Source organism: Serratia sp. X3, from assembly GCF_014982455.1.
Lineage (GTDB): Bacteria > Pseudomonadota > Gammaproteobacteria > Enterobacterales > Enterobacteriaceae > Serratia > Serratia ureilytica.
In genome coordinates this window covers 37,022-49,863 of sequence record NZ_JADCNB010000012.1, presented here as the reverse complement: position 1 = coordinate 49,863, position 12,842 = coordinate 37,022, and the positions used below count along the sequence as shown (strand labels likewise).

Annotated in this window: 17 protein-coding genes; 5 read left to right on the top strand and 12 right to left on the bottom strand. The window is 60.0% G+C overall.

Translation table 11 applies throughout. From position 1 onward, the window contains the following. Positions 1–7: 7 nt before the first annotated feature. From IMX17_RS24365 to IMX17_RS24345, 5 genes are all read right to left on the bottom strand, one after another. Positions 8–2,323, bottom strand: coding sequence for a fimbria/pilus outer membrane usher protein (locus IMX17_RS24365; RefSeq protein WP_227414695.1), 2,316 nt, complete (start codon positions 2,321–2,323; stop codon positions 8–10). A 133-nt stretch (positions 2,324–2,456) separates the two neighbouring features. Beyond that, complete coding sequence (locus IMX17_RS24360; protein ID WP_193550304.1) at positions 2,457–3,092, bottom strand: DUF1120 domain-containing protein; 636 nt, start codon at positions 3,090–3,092, stop codon at positions 2,457–2,459. 49 nt (positions 3,093–3,141) lie between these two features. Continuing rightward, entirely contained in the window at positions 3,142–3,783 is a 642-nt protein-coding gene (locus IMX17_RS24355; RefSeq protein WP_052759935.1) for a DUF1120 domain-containing protein, read from the bottom strand. A 157-nt stretch (positions 3,784–3,940) separates the two neighbouring features. Further along, complete coding sequence (locus IMX17_RS24350; protein WP_072056046.1) at positions 3,941–4,552, bottom strand: DUF1120 domain-containing protein; 612 nt, start codon at positions 4,550–4,552, stop codon at positions 3,941–3,943. 618 nt (positions 4,553–5,170) lie between these two features. Further along, entirely contained in the window at positions 5,171–5,623 is a 453-nt protein-coding gene (locus IMX17_RS24345) for a GNAT family N-acetyltransferase (protein WP_193550303.1), read from the bottom strand. A gap of 100 nt (positions 5,624–5,723) precedes the next feature. Between IMX17_RS24345 and IMX17_RS24340 the strand changes: the two genes are divergently transcribed. Beyond that, the gene (locus IMX17_RS24340) at positions 5,724–6,458 is read left to right on the top strand and encodes a bifunctional 2-polyprenyl-6-hydroxyphenol methylase/3-demethylubiquinol 3-O-methyltransferase UbiG (RefSeq protein WP_182265574.1); all 735 of its coding nucleotides are present in this window, start codon (positions 5,724–5,726) and stop codon (positions 6,456–6,458) included. Between the two features lie 69 nt (positions 6,459–6,527). Here IMX17_RS24340 and IMX17_RS24335 read toward each other — a convergent pair whose 3' ends face one another. Further along, a complete protein-coding gene (locus tag IMX17_RS24335; protein WP_193550302.1) occupies positions 6,528–7,034 on the bottom strand; it encodes a DUF1543 domain-containing protein in 507 nt (168 codons plus the stop codon). Between the two features lie 120 nt (positions 7,035–7,154). On the opposite strand from IMX17_RS24335, the gene IMX17_RS24330 reads away from it, so the two are divergent. Then, positions 7,155–7,337 carry a YodC family protein gene (locus tag IMX17_RS24330; RefSeq protein WP_016929823.1) on the top strand — a complete coding sequence of 61 codons (183 nt, stop codon included), beginning with the start codon at positions 7,155–7,157 and terminating at the stop codon, positions 7,335–7,337. A gap of 32 nt (positions 7,338–7,369) precedes the next feature. On the opposite strand, the gene IMX17_RS24325 is transcribed toward IMX17_RS24330, so the two are convergent. Next, positions 7,370–7,648 carry a GNAT family N-acetyltransferase gene (locus tag IMX17_RS24325; RefSeq protein WP_033644139.1) on the bottom strand — a complete coding sequence of 93 codons (279 nt, stop codon included), beginning with the start codon at positions 7,646–7,648 and terminating at the stop codon, positions 7,370–7,372. A gap of 1 nt (position 7,649) precedes the next feature. Continuing rightward, on the bottom strand, positions 7,650–7,880 hold the full coding sequence (locus tag IMX17_RS24320; RefSeq protein WP_094141997.1) for a (4Fe-4S)-binding protein: 231 nt from the start codon (positions 7,878–7,880) through the stop codon (positions 7,650–7,652). Between the two features lie 192 nt (positions 7,881–8,072). On the opposite strand from IMX17_RS24320, the gene IMX17_RS24315 reads away from it, so the two are divergent. Next, a complete protein-coding gene (locus IMX17_RS24315; RefSeq protein WP_016929826.1) occupies positions 8,073–8,486 on the top strand; it encodes a DoxX family protein in 414 nt (137 codons plus the stop codon). Positions 8,487–8,536: 50 nt separating this feature from the next. On the opposite strand, the gene smrA is transcribed toward IMX17_RS24315, so the two are convergent. Next, entirely contained in the window at positions 8,537–9,109 is a 573-nt protein-coding gene (gene smrA / locus IMX17_RS24310; RefSeq protein WP_182265577.1) for a DNA endonuclease SmrA, read from the bottom strand. Positions 9,110–9,293: 184 nt separating this feature from the next. Between smrA and IMX17_RS24305 the strand changes: the two genes are divergently transcribed. Both IMX17_RS24305 and IMX17_RS24300 read left to right on the top strand, forming a co-directional pair. Further along, positions 9,294–9,629: an MbeD/MobD family mobilization/exclusion protein gene (locus IMX17_RS24305; protein ID WP_033644141.1), complete on the top strand. Its 336-nt coding sequence runs from the start codon at positions 9,294–9,296 to the stop codon at positions 9,627–9,629. A 67-nt stretch (positions 9,630–9,696) separates the two neighbouring features. Next, the gene (locus tag IMX17_RS24300; protein WP_033644142.1) at positions 9,697–10,143 is read left to right on the top strand and encodes a DUF1198 family protein; all 447 of its coding nucleotides are present in this window, start codon (positions 9,697–9,699) and stop codon (positions 10,141–10,143) included. Between the two features lie 25 nt (positions 10,144–10,168). Here the strand turns inward: IMX17_RS24300 and IMX17_RS24295 are convergent, their stop codons facing one another. From IMX17_RS24295 to IMX17_RS24285, 3 genes are all read right to left on the bottom strand, one after another. Next, on the bottom strand, positions 10,169–10,507 hold the full coding sequence (locus tag IMX17_RS24295) for a DUF2002 family protein (protein WP_033644143.1): 339 nt from the start codon (positions 10,505–10,507) through the stop codon (positions 10,169–10,171). Positions 10,508–10,609: 102 nt separating this feature from the next. Beyond that, positions 10,610–11,782 (bottom strand): MFS transporter, encoded by a 1,173-nt coding sequence (locus IMX17_RS24290; protein ID WP_046897841.1) that lies wholly within the window; start codon positions 11,780–11,782, stop codon positions 10,610–10,612. A 98-nt stretch (positions 11,783–11,880) separates the two neighbouring features. Continuing rightward, a complete protein-coding gene (locus tag IMX17_RS24285; RefSeq protein ID WP_046897842.1) occupies positions 11,881–12,777 on the bottom strand; it encodes a LysR family transcriptional regulator in 897 nt (298 codons plus the stop codon). Positions 12,778–12,842: the final 65 nt, after the last annotated feature.

The following is a 12,842-nucleotide window of genomic DNA, read 5'->3' as shown; positions in this document are numbered from 1 at the left end:
TCTCTTTTCATCCATTATCGGACGAGCCGTCCGCCGCACGGCAGACGCCATCGCCCTCTTCGTACAACACCGACGGGTCGAACGCCGCCGGCACCGCGTAACTCACCACGCATTCGTTCATGTTCAGGCGCCGTACCCGCAGCGCCTTGCCGATATCGTCGTTCACCAGCATCAGGTTGCCTTCGCCTATCAGCGTGCCCAGCAGCTGCCCCCGCTCGTCGTGCACCGACGCCCCGGTCGGCAGCAGCGCCCCGCTCTCATCCCGCAGGGTCAGCAGCAGCTGGCGCACCTCGGTCACCCGAAAACGCCGCTCCGCCACCGTGCCGCGCGCCAGCTCGAACGCCGCTTCGGTGCTGTCCAGCCGCAGGTTCAGCGGCAGCGACAGCGTATCGACCTGCGCGCGCAGCGGTATATAAGGCATCAGCATCGGCAGCAGCGCGTCGCCGGCAAAATCCGTCATGCCGCTGCCACCGCCCGACACCCTGCCCCCCGACTGTCCCGCCACCCTCATCACCGCGAAGGTGTCGCCGATGCGCTGCGGTGACATCACCCAGGTGCCGTTGGCCACCCCCAGCCCGCCCGACGACGCAAGCGACAGCGAGGAACTGCCCTGCCCGCTGTGCGAGGCCCCCAGCGCCAGACGGGTATACGCCGTCTCGCCGCTCAGGTTGCCGGCGCCCTGGTACTCGCCGTCCGCGTCCCGCGTCACGTCCAGGTAGCCGTTCAGCCGCTCGCTCACCGGCCCCTGCCAGCTGCCGCCCAGCGTCAGCTGATTGTTGCGCCGCGACTGCAGCCGGCTGCTGACGCTGCCCGCCCCCCAGGGCAGGCTCAGCCCGGCGTAGACCGCCGCGCGGTCATAAGCGGAAGACTGCAGGTTGACGCTCAGCGTCGCCCTTCCCAGGTTGACGCCGTACGCCAGCGCATGGGTCCAGCTGCGCCGGCTGTCGCGGTAATAGCGCTCGTGCGACAGCGAGTAGGTCAGCGCCCCGGCGCTCAGGGTGCGCCAGGAGAGCGCCGCCCCGCCGTTGTAGCGCTGCCGGGCCGCCCCTTCCGCCTCTGCGGGCGGGTTCAGCCCTTCGTCCGCGTCCCGAAAGCCTTCGGTGCGGTACTGCGACGACAGCGACAGCGCCAGATGGGGCCCCAGCGCCACCTGCCCCTGAGCCTCCAGCTGCACGCCGGACTGCCGGCCACGGGTGAAGGTCGCGCCGCCCGACAGCCAGTTGCCGGCGTCGTCACTCACACTGCCCTGCCAGCCCAGACGCTGGTAGGTGCGCGCCAGCAGCCCGCCCGCCGTTATCTGCCCCCGACCGAGACGGAACGCCTGCTCACCCAGCAGCAGCGCCGGCGGCGAGGCGCCCTCTCGCCCGGCGCCGTACGGCCGGTAGCGCCCCGCCGCCAGCCGATAGCCGCCCGCCCGGCCCGCCGGGTCACCGGCGTCGGGGGTAACCGTAAAGCGTTGCCGCCGCCCGTCGGTTTCCGTCAGCGTGACCTCGGCCTCCACCCCGGCCATCACCGGCCCCAGCTCGCTCAGCGAAAACGGCCCGGCCGGCAGCAGGGTGCGGTACATCACCTGCCCGCGCTGTTTGACCTCCAGCGTCGCCGGGCTCGCCACGCTGCCCTGCAGCGGCACCGTCAGCGCCGCATCAGGCGCGCCGGCCGCCAGGGAGACCAGCTGCCCGCCGCTGAGCGGCACGTTGCCGCTCAGCGCCCCGCCGGCGCTGAACTCACCGAACTGAACCACCGCCTCCCAGGCGGGAAAGTCTTTGCTCGCCGAGGTCTCGTATACCTCGAGCCGGCTGCCGCTCTCGTCGTTGCTGTAGCTTGAGCGATTGCGCAGCACCCAGTTGCGCAGGTTGACGCCCGGCTCCAGCATCGCCTGCAGCGTCTGCTGATTGCCGTAGCGCCCCTGACGCCGGTTGGCGTACAGGTCGTAGTTCAGCAGCACCGCATGGCCGCCCGACTGCTCGCTGCGCAGTTTGTCCGCATCGAACGCCGCCTCCGGCAGGGTGATTTCCACCCGAAAGGCGCCGGGAAACACCTGCACCACCGCCTGCGGCCAGTGCGAATCGAAACGTTCGCAGGCCCCCGGCGGCGGCGTGACCCGCAAACGCAGCGTCTGCGCCAGCCGTTCATCCAGACACAGCGCCCCCTGCGAATCGAAACGCACCTCTTCCTGGTAACGCTGCGCCGCATTGACCTCCAGCGTCACCCGGTGCACGCCCGGCAAAAACCGGGCGGTATTGAAAAATTCGGCGATATCCGCGTTGTACCCCAGCTGCGCCAGGGTTTTGACATCAAATCCGGCGGCAGCGGTTTTCGTCATCGGCCAGACCAACAAAAACAGCAACGCCGATGCCCTTTGCCTGATAGACACGTCATCTTCTCTGGGTTAATGCCGGGAGCGACTGATTCAGAAAAAGGGGGAGAGCCCTCCCCCTTGCGTTACCCATCAGACATTACAGTCCGAACGCGAAATCCAGCGTGGTGGAGCCGTCCAGATTGGTGCCTTCGCCGATACCGCCGTGCATATCGCCGCTTTTAGCCAGGTAGGCTTCAACATTAAGCATTGCGGTGAAGGTCTTGCCGATGGCCAGCGTATTGGCGTTTGAAGCCCAGCCTACGCGCTTGCCGTGTTCGAGTTGTACGGTACCCGTTGGGGAGGTGATCGTGCTGTCCTGGGTCACGAACAGTCGACCGAGTTTGCCATCAATCTGTGGCAGGTAGGCCGTTATCACATAAAATCCCAACTTGCCGGTATTATTGATGTTACCGAGACCAAAGGTTTTTCCCGCCTCGCTGGCGGTGCCCAGGCGGTTGTCGATAACGTTGAAGGTCATCGGCGTTTCGGCATCGCATTTCACCTCCATGGTGCCGCTACCATTTACTCCCAGACTGACCGCTTTGTCTCTGCTGACTTTCGTATGGCTGATGCTGCCGTAATCAAACACCCCATTGTTAGGAAGTGACACCTCACAGGTCGGCGTCACCAGCTCTCCGACCACTTTGATTTCCGCGCTCGGGCCGGCGGCCAAAGAGCTCCCGGCGACCAGCAGCGTGGACGCTACCATCACGCGCAATGCAATTTTATTCATTTAGTCGACATCCTTATATCGCTTCAATCCAAAGAACTTTTTCGGGCACTCAAATGCCGTACGCGAAACTGAGCGTGGAAGATCCATCCAGTTTTACGTTGTCGGTAATAGGGCCCTTCATGTCTTTGGCCGAGGCCAGATAAGGCTCAACCTCCAGCATGGCGGTAAACAGCTTGCCGCTGTTTTGTACGTTGCCCGACTTTGCCCAGCCGGTGATGTTGTTTTTATCGATATAGGCGGAACTGACAGTGGTGAACGCCGTGGTGCCTTTCTTCACGCTGAACAGCGCCGAAGGAATGGCATTAACCCCAGCGTTGAGGACGTTGACTTTATAATATCCGAGCTTGCCGTCGCCATTGACGTTCCCCAGGCCAAAGTGAGCGCTGCCGGTTACACTGGCGGTCCCCTCACGGTTATCGACCACGGTGAAATTCAGGAAGGTTTCGGCCTCGCAGTTAATAACCAGCTGCTTTTGCGACTTGGCTAACGCCGTGGCCGCCGCTGAATTGATTAACCCATTGGACAACTTACCCAGTTCGAAGACACCGTCATTGGTGATGGACACCTCACAGGATGGCACCGCCATTTGCCCTTTCACTTTCAACTCCGGCGACATAGAGGCCGCTGAGACCTGATTCGCCATCATCAGGATTGCGGCGATGCTTGCAGAGATTACTGTTTTTTTCATCATGAATATCCATACTCATAGTTAATATTATCCCGTTCAAAACAGATGACAGGATGTTAAGCGGGGATAAACCCCTTTGTGTCACTCAAATTCACTGTCGTTACCCATGCTGGCGTAAAAACAATGCATGAATTGACGCTGCGCACTTATTGCTTGTTATTCAGAGCCCAAAAACGAAATTCAACGTGACAGAGCCATCCAGTTCCACTTTATCGACGGCGAGAATATTGGCGTCCAGAACCGGCGTCACTGAAATATCCATGGTGTAGGTCTGGCCGGCGGCGCGCGTCGCATCCGCCAGCAACCAATCGCTACGCTCACCGGAAATCAGCGCGGCTTCCGTGTTCGGCGGCACTGACGCATTGCGTGAACGCAACGTAGCCGGGAAGCCGTTTACGGCAGAGTGAGACAGCCCCAACAGAAAATAGCCAACGGGTTGCCCATCCGGCGTATTGCCCAGCCCGAAACGGCGCAGATCCGGCTCATTGCGGCTGGCCGCACGGTTATCCGTCGGAATGATGGCCAGATAGGCATCGCCTTCACAGCGTACCTGCCAGGTCTGTTTCAAGGTCGGTAATCTCTGCGCCTCACCCCGAGCGCCTCCCCGCATGGCGCCATAATCATAAACGCCGTCATTACCGGCGATAACGGTGCATCCTGAATGTTTTATTTTCCCGGATACTTTCAACTCAGCCGAAGGCGCAGCGATAAGTTGACCGGAAAAAAGAACCCATAAAGCGATCAGGCTTGTTTGCAACAGTCTCTTTTTCATCCCAGCGTGGTTTCCATTCCCATTAATCCGCACGCTTGCAATTACGCAAGCCATCGATGAGATAAATAGTTCTCACTTCCCCTGACGCAGAAGCGATAAACGTTCTCTCATTAGATAACCATCAATTTGTATTTCTCGGCACGGCTTCACCTGCGTCAATGCCAGCGACGATGCAGGAAGTGCCAATTTAGCGTCCCAGAACAACAATTGAAATATAAAGCTAAATACAGAGGAAAATTCAGAGCATATGGCAAAATAAGTAGAAAAAAATAGATTGCGGCGACTAATAAACAATAAAATCATACCAACAGACAGACAAACGCCCCATGATAATTACATTTAATTAACCGCCACGGCCGCACATTAAAAATATACACAGCACATTAAAACCGAGAAACAGCCAGAATGATAACTCACATAAATAATTAATATAGAACCAACAAAAAAATTAATGAGAATATGCCGTCACTCACAATCCCCCCTCAGATGTAACGACAAAGGCACTCGTTTCTCTCTGCGCCGTTTTCTCATTGCGGGAATGCGCTGAAAATATTCGGCACGACAGATAAAACACAACCCAGGATAACCATCGGACCGAATTGGCAAACAACGAGCGGCTCACAGCACCCGCGAATAGACCCGCGAGGCTTCGCCCCAGGGGTGATAGCCGAGCCCGTTATAAACGAAGCCATTACGCTCGTAGTAACCCTCCAGATCGGTACACAGGTGCAGCTGCGGGAAGCCCAGCCGGCGGGTTTCCGTCGCCACATGCTCAATCAGTTTCGCGCCGTAGCCCTGGCCGCGCTGAGTCTCTTCTACGTAGAGCGCGCACAGCCAGGGATATAATTCCCCACGGCTGATAAAGTCGTTGGTTATCAGCCCCGCGCAGCCGAGGATCCGGTCATTTGCCATCAGCAGGTACCACTGCGGCAGCGGGTTGGCGGCGCCGAGGCTGCGGTTGATGGCGTCTTCATACATCATCAGCGTTTCTGCCGTGGCCCAGTGCCGCTGAAAATACGCAATGGCGCGCGGCGCCAGCTCGGGCGCTTGCCGCACCGAAATCATGTCCATGGTCATTCCCGTTATTCATGTTGTCAGCGTAGAATTATGCAGCAATATGCAGAGTATGGCAGCGGCATTCCGCCGCCGTCATTCACCCCAAGGAGTCATCATGACGCAAAACATCTATGACAATCAGGCCTTCTTCGACGGCTATGCGCAGCTCAGCCGCTCGCAGCACGGCCTGGACGGCGCGCCGGAATGGCCCGCCATCCGCCGCATCCTGCCGGATTTGCAGGGCAAAAGCGTGGTCGATCTCGGCTGCGGCTACGGCTGGTTCTGCCGCAGCGCGCGCGAACAGGGCGCAGCCAGCGTGCTGGGGCTGGACGTCTCGGAAAAGATGCTGGCCAAGGCGCGGGAGATGACCGCCGACGCGGGCATCGAGTATCGTCGGCAGGATTTGGCGCAGCTGCAGCTGCCGCAGGAAAACTACGATCTGGTCTACAGCTCGCTGACGCTGCACTACCTCGAGGATCTGGCCCCCCTGTTCGCCACGATTTACGCCGCGCTGAAACCCGGCGGGCAGTTCATCTTCACCGCCGAGCACCCGATCTACACCGCCCCGGCGCAGCAGGGCTGGCTGACCGACGGCAACGGGCAGAAATCCTGGCCGGTCAACGGCTACCAGCGGGAAGGCCGGCGCGTCTCCAACTGGCTGGCGGAAGGCGTTATCAAGCAGCACCGCACGCTCGGCAGCTATATCAACCCGCTGGCGCAGCAAGGGTTTATCATCCAGCATTTGAACGAATGGGGCCCCAGCGCGCAGCAAATCGCCGCTACCCCGGCGCTGGACGAAGAGCAGGAACGCCCGATGATCTTCATTCTCGCCGCCCGCAAACCCGCCTGATTCTGATCTGATTCACCCGCAGTAAACCGTTCACACCACCACAGTTGGGGAGGCCGCCTCCCCCCAACGTTACTCACCAATCGGCAGATACCCCTGCCAAAGCGGCCGGGCGGGCTTGCCGTGCGGGTTGGCGCGCAGATGAACGTGGTAGCCCTGCAGCGCCTGCAACAGCAGGCAGTCGTCCACCTCGGCCAGGTCATCCTTGTGCTGCTGCGCGCTGTCGATCAGCAGCGCCCGTTTGGCTTTCTCCTTCGCCTCGTCGGCGGAGCGCGCCACGAACAGGCCGAACTGGTGCAATTCCGCCAGCTCATCGCTGCGGTAGCCGCCCACGTTGACGAAAAACAGCCTCTCTTCACCGGCAAACGGGGCGGGCTCCAGACTCACGTCGTAACCGTCCGCCCAGTCGATGCGCGCATAGCCGTCGACATGCACCTTACGCTTATCGCCGAACCACTTTTCACGCAGCAGCGGATACGCCTCTTCCGGCCGATCCGCCGCCGCGAACTGCACGTCGTGCAACTCAATATTGGCGCCCGGCACCGTACCGCCCACATAAAACATCAATAATCCCGGCATGTTAATCTGCTCTCCCTGGTGATAATCGCTGTATAATTTAATACATAACGAAACACCTGCCAACGGCGGCGCCATTCTGTGTTATCAATAGATGAGGTTTAATCTGTTGTGGAGGAACGCATGGCATTCAATATCGGTGATTTTGTACAACGCACCACCGGCGGCCCGAAGATGACCGTGGTGGCGATCGACGGCGAAACCCTGGTTTGCAGCTGGAATGAACTGGGTAAAGAGCAGCGTACGGAGGTGCAGGCCAACGAGGTGGCGCTGTACCACGAAGACGGCGATTTCGGCGTTTGCTGAATGATCGGGGCGCGCCGCGCCCCGTTATCGCCTCAGGCGCGAATGTCCTGATAGGCTGGGGTGGTATCGAACTCATGCTTGGCGAACGGGCACAGCGGAATGATTTTGCGCTGCTCCGCACGCATTTTCTCCACCACCAGCGCCACCAGCTTTTTGCCGACGCCCTGCCCCTTCAATGACTCGTCCACCCAGGTGTGATCGATAATGGTCAGCTTGTCGCCGCTCGGCACGAAAGAGATCTCGGCGATCAACTTGCCGTGCTCGTCATTGATATAAAAACGCTTCTCGTCCGCCAGTATTTTATGATCCATATTATTTCTCCCTATATTTCAGTGCGCCGCTGGGGCAAGTATCGATAACGCGTTTCACTTCGGCCGCGTCGGCATTGTCCGGCATAATCCACGGCCGGCGGCTCAGGGTAAAAATAGCCGCGTTGCCACGCACGCAGTTGGCGGAATGGCGGCATATCGCGCTGTTAAAATAAACGTCAATCTTGTCGCCGGAATAACGGCGGTAACCGGCGGCGGTCAATTCCTCATCCATCATGGCCTCACATTGCCTGTTTTATTGTTTTTGCTCCAGGCTCAAGTATAGGCAATGCCGCCGGCTTCACCACGCCTCTCTTCCGCTGAAAAAAGTGGCGCAACCGCCCGCCGCAGCTAGAAAAAAACGTAAATTGTTCTAATCTTTAATCAGCAAGACAACATAATTCCGACAGTGGCTAAGGAGTTCGAAATGGGTGATAGCTCAAAAGACGGCGTAATTCTGCTGTCCCGCATTCTACTGATGGTTCTGTTTATCATTTTCGGCTGGATGAAACTGGTCAACTTCGGTGCGACCGTCACGGCGATGGAAGGCTACGGCACGCCGATGCCTTATTTGGCGGCGATTGTCGCCGTGGTGGTGGAGTTTATTTTCGGCATCGCGCTTATTCTCGGCCTGTTTACTCGCCCTATCGCGGTCATTTTCGCCCTGTATGTGTTGGGCACCGCGTTTATCGGCCATCCGTTCTGGAAGATGACCGGCATGGAAATGATGGGCAACGAAATCAACTTCTTTAAAAACATCAGCATCATTGGCGGTTTGCTGTTGCTGGCGGTGACCGGCGCCGGCCGTTACTCGCTGGACTATAAAATATTTAATAAATAATTCATCGATGGCCGGCGATATGCGCCGGCCATTTTATTTCGGCTGTCCCTTCACCGGCTGCGCTTGGCGTGGCGCTCAAAGTTTTCCGCCCTGGCCTGCGCCGATTTACGTAGCGTGACATAGCAGGCGCCCTCGCCGCCGTCGCGCGGTAAGGCGCGGCAAAACGCCTGCACCTGTTCAAACTGCGCCAGCCATTTGGCGACGTAACTGCGCACGATATTCGGATGGCTGTCGTTCTGCCGCCCGCGGCCGTGCACGATCAGCAGCGAACGCAGGTTTTGCGCCTCCGCCTGGATAATGAAGCGGAACAGCGCCTGCCGGCTGGCTTCAACCGGCTGACGCAGCAGGTTCAGCGACGCCTGCGGCGGGTAACGGCCGTTGCGCAGCTTGTCCAGCACGCCCTGCTGAATGCCTTCCCCTTTGAACTCCAGCGGCCGATCGCAGGGGATCACCTCCAGGAAATCGGTGCTGAGGAAGTTTTCCTGCCGCAGCCGCTGCGCTTCGCGCCGCGCGCTTTTGTCCACCGTCTCCTGCGGCTTGAGGTACAGCGTCTGCCGCCTGCTCGCCAGCGGCACCACGTCCGCCATCGCCTGTTCAAAAAAGTCTTTTTCCTGCTCGCTCATGTTCCACCTCTCTTGAACGGCAGCCTTTACGGCCGGGAATGGGGTCGATTGTAAGACGCCTTGGCGCGGTTGCAAGCCGGGAATTGTCAGCGGCATGTGTCTCAATTGTCGTCAACGGGTGAGCTTGCGAGCAGTTTTCGCTATACTGCTAAGCCATCATTGAGTGCCGCAAAGGATCGAGCCCATGACAATGCGCGAGCTGGAAATCCAGTTTCAAAATGCGATGAATGAGTTGCAGAGCAGCTTCGAACGGCAACACCGCGAATGGCAGCGCAGCTACCAGGCGCTGCAGCAACTGCTGGAAGAAGCCAAACAGCGCGAAGCCGCGCTGCGGGCGCAGAATGAACAACTGGCGCGCAAACTGAGCACCGCCAGTTCGGTGCCGGAGCAGCATGCGCTGGTCAAGCAGATCAAAATGCTCGGCGCCCATCTGGACGCGCTGGCCAAAGACGCGGCCACCTTCAATCACCACCTGCGCCAACAGAGCGCGGTCGGTAATTTCAGCGGCGAACAGCATTGATAGCAGGCGCTGTCGCACAGCGCCTCCCGCCCCTCTTCTGGCGTATTGAGAGTGTAATAAAGCCTAAATGACCTGGATCATCCTCGCCGCCCTGATCGTCGTATTCATCATCGGTTACCGCATTTTGACGTCCGATACCCGTAAAGCCATCGATTCGCTGGCCCATCTGCTGAGGGTCAAACCGATGCTGATCGAATCGATGATCCAGGAAATGGGCGGCCGCCAAAGCCAGACCTTTATCCGCATGCTGAACAACGGCTATACCGAAGAGATGCACCAGGCCGCTTACCTGCTGTTCATCTACCTGACGTTCATCAAACAGGCGGACGACGAGCAGATTGGCCATTGGCGCGACGTGCTGCTGCGCGCCGGGCTGTCGCCGGAGTTGCACGCCGAGCACACCGAAGCGGCGCTGTTTTACTTCGCCGAATTGGATATCGATGCGTTTGAACTGGCGCAGTTCCGCCGCGCCTACAACGAGCGTTTCAACCGCGAAGCGTTGGCCCACGGCTGATAGCGTCCCCCTGGCGGGGGACCGTTTACAGGAACATGCTGTAGAGGTAACGCGACAGCGCTTCGCGCGAGCTGAAGCCGTGTGCGATGCCGTAACGCTGATTCGGCGCGTCGCTGCTTAAATCCAGGGGAAATTCCAGATATTGCTCGCTGGTGCGCACCGGCGAGGTCGGCGTGGCGAAATGCACGCTTTTCTCTTTCAGCGCCGGGTGGATCACCAACGCGGTTCTGCCCATCCGCGCTTCGCGATTCACATACACATAGTGTGCGCCCTTGCGGTAACCATAGGCCTGATCGGTGACATAATCACGCTCAAAGCCGGTATTCTCCAACACTTTAGCCACTTCATCCGGCCGTAAATACATCGATTCCTCCTCTCATTCTGGACCGCTGAGCGACCTTACCGTAATCATTCACCGAAACAATGATTTTCTGGGGAGGAATCCGGGTTTCAGACTATTCCTGACTCAGGTCCGACGCTGCTGCAACAGACGCAGAGTGAGCAACACGCCGAGCGCCACCAGCAGCGCCGCCGCCAGATAAATCGACGGCACGCCCGCTTGCCCAATCAACAGCCCGGCCAGCGGGCCGGTGATGCCCAACGCCAGGTCGAGGAACGCCGAATAGGTGCCGAGCGCCGTGCCCTGATTCTGCGGCGGCACCTGTTTCACCGCCTCAACGCCCAGCGCCGGGAACACCAGCGAAAAACCGGCGCCGGCCAGCAACGCGCCGGTTTGCACCATCCAGGGCTCGCCGGCCTGCCAAATCAACAGCAGCCCGACGATCTCCACCAGAAACGACGCCAGCGTCACCTTCAACCCGCCGTGGCGGTTGATGACGTTGCTGAAGATCAGGCGGATGCCGACGAAGGCGCAGCTGAACAGCGTCAGCGAAAACGCCGCGCCGCTCCAGCCTTTGTCGGCGTAGTAAAGGGTGATGAACGTGGCGATCACGCCGAAGCCGACGGTGCCCATCGCCAGCCCGAGACCATAGGCCCAGATACGGCCGAACACCGCGCGAAAGGCGATGCGTTGCCCGGCGGCGATCGAGACGTCCGGCTTGCCGCTCGCCAACAGCAGCGCCACCGCAACCGCCAGCACGATCAGCGCCGCCACCCCGGCCAAGCCCCACTGCTGATTCAGATACACGCCGAGCGGTGCGCCGGCCGCCATCGCGCCGTAGGTGGCGACGCCGTTCCAGGAGATCACCCGCGCGGTGTGCATCGCCCCAACCCGGCCGATGCCCCACAGCGTGGAACCGGTGCTGGCGAAGCTTTCGCCGACGCCGAGAAACACCCGCCCCACGCACAGCAGCAGCAGGCTGAGCCACGGCCAACCGTCAACGCCGAACGCCAGCGCGTAAAACAGGCCGCTGGCGCCGCAGCAGGCCAGGCCGAACAGCACCACCTTCTTCGGCCCCAGCTGATCGGCGTAACGCCCGGCGTGCGGGCGGCTGAACAGCGTGGCGAAGTACTGCGCGCTGATGATAAGGCCCGCCAGCACCGAGTTGTAGCCCAGGTGGTCATGCACAAACCCCGGCAACACCGCCAGCGGCAGGCCGATGGTCAGGTAGCAGACGAAGGTGAACATCACCACAGACAAAATACGTCGGTTCAACTGGAAGTTATTTTCTGCGGTCATCGAAGGCGGCTCGCATCGGGCGGGGTAGACGAAGCCTTCCAGCATACCCTGACGAGATTTGATGATAAATGAGAGAGTAATAACGAATTATTATTTCGCTAACGGTTTGCCGCCACCCGCGCACGCAGAAAATCGATAAACGCCCGCACCTTCTCCGGCACGTGACGGGTGTTCGGGTAGAGCGCATAGATGCTCTGCTCGGGGAAACGGTGATCCGGCAGCAACCGTTGCAGCCTGCCGGCGTCGATGTCGGGCTGCGCCAGCCACGCCGGCAGCAGCGCCACCCCGGCGCCATGCAGGGCGAACGCCAGCAATGCCGCAGCGCTGTCGCCGGTGAGCGTCGCGGCGTCCGTCACCTTGAACAGCACCGCTTCGCGCTGCGGCGTGACCACCTGCCAGCTGAGGGGCGAACTGAGCCGGCTGTGGGCGATCCACTGCGCCTGCGCCAGATCCGTCAGCGAATGGATCGGTCGCTCGGCCAGATAATTCGGCGCCGCCACCGGAAAGATGGCGAAGCTGTCGATCAGCGCCGCGCGGTGGCTGGAATCCGCCAGCTGGCCCAGGCGGATCGCCACGTCGAAGCGCTCCGAGATCAGATCGGCGTGATAAGAAGAAGAGACATGCTGGATGCGCAGGCGCGGATGCTGGCGCGAAAACGCCGCCAGCGCCGGCGCCACGACCTGCGCGCCATACTCAGGCGTGCTGGTAATACGCAGCACGCCGCTCAGCCCGTGATGATCGCGTCGCACGTCGTCGAGCACGTTCTCGGCCTCTTGCAACAGCTGCAGGCTGCGCTGGTAAAAGCGTTCGCCGGCATCGGTCAGCGACAATCGGCGGGTGCTGCGCGCCAGCAGTGAAACCCCCAGTTCGTTCTCCAGCTGCTTGACGTTAAAGCTCACCACCGCCTTGGTTTGCCCCAGCGCCGCCGCCGCCGCGGTAAAGCTGCCCGCTTCCACCACCGCCGCGAAGATCGCCAGACGCTGCAAATTCAGCATTTCATCGCCCTTATTGTCAAAATAATTTTGACAGTGTAATCGCCCGCCGCCGATTTATCCGCACT

Excerpts from the sequence above, each read along its gene's own strand:
- IMX17_RS24355 (WP_052759935.1), bottom strand. The coding sequence starts at position 3,783 with ATGATGAAAAAAACAGTAATCTCTGCAAGCATCGCCGCAATCCTGATG.
- IMX17_RS24290 (WP_046897841.1), bottom strand. The coding sequence starts at position 11,782 with ATGACCGCAGAAAATAACTTCCAGTTGAACCGACGTATTTTGTCTGTG.
- IMX17_RS24300 (WP_033644142.1), top strand. The coding sequence starts at position 9,697 with ATGACCTGGATCATCCTCGCCGCCCTGATCGTCGTATTCATCATCGGT.
- IMX17_RS24345 (WP_193550303.1), bottom strand. The coding sequence starts at position 5,623 with ATGGACATGATTTCGGTGCGGCAAGCGCCCGAGCTGGCGCCGCGCGCC.
- smrA (WP_182265577.1), bottom strand. The coding sequence starts at position 9,109 with ATGAGCGAGCAGGAAAAAGACTTTTTTGAACAGGCGATGGCGGACGTG.
- IMX17_RS24330 (WP_016929823.1), top strand. The coding sequence starts at position 7,155 with ATGGCATTCAATATCGGTGATTTTGTACAACGCACCACCGGCGGCCCG.
- IMX17_RS24320 (WP_094141997.1), bottom strand. The coding sequence starts at position 7,880 with ATGGATGAGGAATTGACCGCCGCCGGTTACCGCCGTTATTCCGGCGAC.
- IMX17_RS24315 (WP_016929826.1), top strand. The coding sequence starts at position 8,073 with ATGGGTGATAGCTCAAAAGACGGCGTAATTCTGCTGTCCCGCATTCTA.
- IMX17_RS24350 (WP_072056046.1), bottom strand. The coding sequence starts at position 4,552 with ATGAAAAAGAGACTGTTGCAAACAAGCCTGATCGCTTTATGGGTTCTT.
- IMX17_RS24285 (WP_046897842.1), bottom strand. The coding sequence starts at position 12,777 with ATGCTGAATTTGCAGCGTCTGGCGATCTTCGCGGCGGTGGTGGAAGCG.
- IMX17_RS24325 (WP_033644139.1), bottom strand. The coding sequence starts at position 7,648 with ATGGATCATAAAATACTGGCGGACGAGAAGCGTTTTTATATCAATGAC.
- IMX17_RS24335 (WP_193550302.1), bottom strand. The coding sequence starts at position 7,034 with ATGCCGGGATTATTGATGTTTTATGTGGGCGGTACGGTGCCGGGCGCC.
- IMX17_RS24340 (WP_182265574.1), top strand. The coding sequence starts at position 5,724 with ATGACGCAAAACATCTATGACAATCAGGCCTTCTTCGACGGCTATGCG.
- IMX17_RS24295 (WP_033644143.1), bottom strand. The coding sequence starts at position 10,507 with ATGTATTTACGGCCGGATGAAGTGGCTAAAGTGTTGGAGAATACCGGC.
- IMX17_RS24360 (WP_193550304.1), bottom strand. The coding sequence starts at position 3,092 with ATGAATAAAATTGCATTGCGCGTGATGGTAGCGTCCACGCTGCTGGTC.
- IMX17_RS24305 (WP_033644141.1), top strand. The coding sequence starts at position 9,294 with ATGACAATGCGCGAGCTGGAAATCCAGTTTCAAAATGCGATGAATGAG.
- IMX17_RS24365 (WP_227414695.1), bottom strand. The coding sequence starts at position 2,323 with ATGACGAAAACCGCTGCCGCCGGATTTGATGTCAAAACCCTGGCGCAG.